Here is a 2250-nt window from a genome sequence, read left to right as displayed (position 1 = left end):
CGGCCGTATCGCGTTCGGGTTCCGTACCCCGGAGAACCAACGCCGCCGGGTACGGTGGGCCTGCACTCGACGGTCACGTCGGGTCGCATCCAGCCGGCGCCAATGCCACTGCTAACTGCGAAGAGCCCGTTTCGCCCATCCGCACCAGGACTCCGCATTCGAGGTCGCGGGCCACCGCGGCGGCGGCCCGGTCGACGGTGTCGGCCTTCGCGGTCTCGCTGATGTCCAGGCTCACCCCGTACGGGGTGAGGACGGTCTCGCCGTCGAGTTGCACGTCGAGGTAGGTGGGCAGCGGGTGGATCGGCGCCGTGGAGGCCTCGTCGAGGTCGGCGTCGTCGGCCGACAGCGGATCGACGACGCCGTCGGTCATCCGGGCCGCCCACAACGCCGAGCGCAGCAGCACCGACAGCCGGGGGCTGACCTGCACCGGGATGCCCTGCGCGAGGTTGACGGCGTGGATCTCGGCGTCGCCGCGCTGCGGATTGCAGGCCGCTTCGGACTCGATGACGATGTCCCGCACGAGCCGCTCGGCGTCGCGCAACGCATCGTACTCGGTCACGGCCAGCGTGACTCGTTCCCCCCACCCCCGCCATCTGCTGAATCTGATCATGACGGGCTCCACGCACGTTCGATTCGGTGACGATGCCTACCAGTATGCCCCGGTCACAGTCTGGCCAGAATCCCAGCGGTGTCGACCCCGGTCGGCAGGGTGCCCAGCGCGATGCCCCAGTCGTGGTCGAGGCGGCTCGCGCAGAACGCGTCGGCGACGGCCGGATGCCCGTGCCGCACCAGTTGCGCACCCTGCAGGACCAGGGCCATGAGTTCGACGACCCGCCGGGCCCGGTATTCGACGTTCTCGAGGTCGGCGAGTTCCTTGCCGACCCGGGAGATCGCGTCGTCGAGCCGGCGATCGGCGCCCTCGGCGAGCCGGGCCTCGGCGAAGAACGCCTCGACGGTGTCGGGTTGCTTGATCATGGCGCGCAGCGCATCGAGCGCGGCGACGTTGCCGGATCCCTCCCAGATCGACATGAGCGGCGACTCCCGGAACAGCCGGGGCATGCCCGACTCCTCCGCGTAGCCGTTGCCGCCGAGGCATTCGAGGGCCTCGGCGGCGTGCGCCGGTGCCCGCTTGCACACCCAGTACTTGGTGACGGCGAGTGCGATGCGTCGCAGCGCAGCCTCCTGCGGGTCGCCCGAGGCGCGGTCGGTGGCGCCGGCCAGCCGCATCATCATCGTCGTCGCCGCCTCGGATTCGACGACGAGATCGGCGAGCACGTTCCGCATGAGCGGCTGGTCGATCAGCAATGCGCCGAACGCTTTCCGGTGACGCGCGTGGTGCACCGCGCGCAGCGCGGCCATCCGCATGCCCATCGACGAACCGATGACGCAGTCGAGCCGGGTCATGTTGACCATCTCGATGATGGTCGCGACACCGCGCCCCTCGGGTCCGACGAGCCAGCCGATCGCACCCTGGTATTCGATCTCCGAGGACGCGTTGGACTTGTTGCCGAGCTTGTCCTTGAGCCGCTGGATGTGGATGCGGTTGCGGGTGCCGTCGGGCAGCACGCGCGGCAACAGGAAACAGCTGGGTCCGTGTTCGGTCTGCGCGAGGGTCAGGAACAGGTCCGACATCGGGGCCGAGGTGAACCACTTGTGGCCGACGATCGTGTGGCTGCCGTCGGCGTTCGGTGTCGCGGTGGTGGTGTTGGCGCGCACGTCGGAGCCGCCCTGCTTCTCCGTCATGGACATGCCCGCGATCAGCCCGCGCTTCGAACTCGGTTCGCGCAGACCGAAGTCGTAGTGGGGTGCCGCGAGCAGCGGTTCGTAGCGTTCGGCGAGTTCGGGGTTGTGCCGCAGTGCGGGGATCGCCGCGTAGGTCATCGAGATCGGGCACATGTGCCCGGCGTCGGCCTGTCCCCACGTGTAGAACTTCGCGGCGCGGGCGACGTGGGCGCCCGGCCGCGGGTCGCGCCAGGGCGCGCCGTGCAGTCCGTGTTCGACGGCGACGGTCATCAGGTCGTGCCAGTGCGGGTGGAACTCGACCTCGTCGATGCGGTTGCCGTAACGGTCGTGGGTGTGCAGGACGGGCGGGTACTCGTTGGCGAGGCGGCCCCAGTCCTGGGCGCGGGCGCCGCCGGCGAGGACACCGAGGGCGCGCACCTCGTCCTCGGCCCAGGCGGCACCTTCGCGGCGCAGTCCCTCGAGCAGCGACGCGTCGTCGGCGGCGTCGTAGGGCACGAGGTCGGGGAC

2 protein-coding genes are annotated in these 2250 nt (G+C 70.2%); both read right to left on the bottom strand.

Annotated elements, in window-relative coordinates:
* Nucleotides 1-73 precede the first annotated feature (73 nt).
* On the bottom strand, nucleotides 74-559 hold the full coding sequence (locus M1M07_RS32155) for an FAD:protein FMN transferase (RefSeq protein ID WP_248676751.1): 486 nt from the start codon (nucleotides 557-559) through the stop codon (nucleotides 74-76).
* Between the two features lie 104 nt (nucleotides 560-663).
* The coding region (locus tag M1M07_RS32150; RefSeq protein ID WP_248676750.1) for an acyl-CoA dehydrogenase family protein at nucleotides 664-2250 on the bottom strand (1587 nt) is incomplete at its 5' end.

The organism is Rhodococcus sp. HM1 (genome assembly GCF_023218075.1).
Taxonomy (GTDB): Bacteria; Actinomycetota; Actinomycetes; order Mycobacteriales; family Mycobacteriaceae; genus Rhodococcus.
Note: the sequence above shows the minus strand (reverse complement) of the source record. Positions and strands in the feature narration are given on the sequence as shown.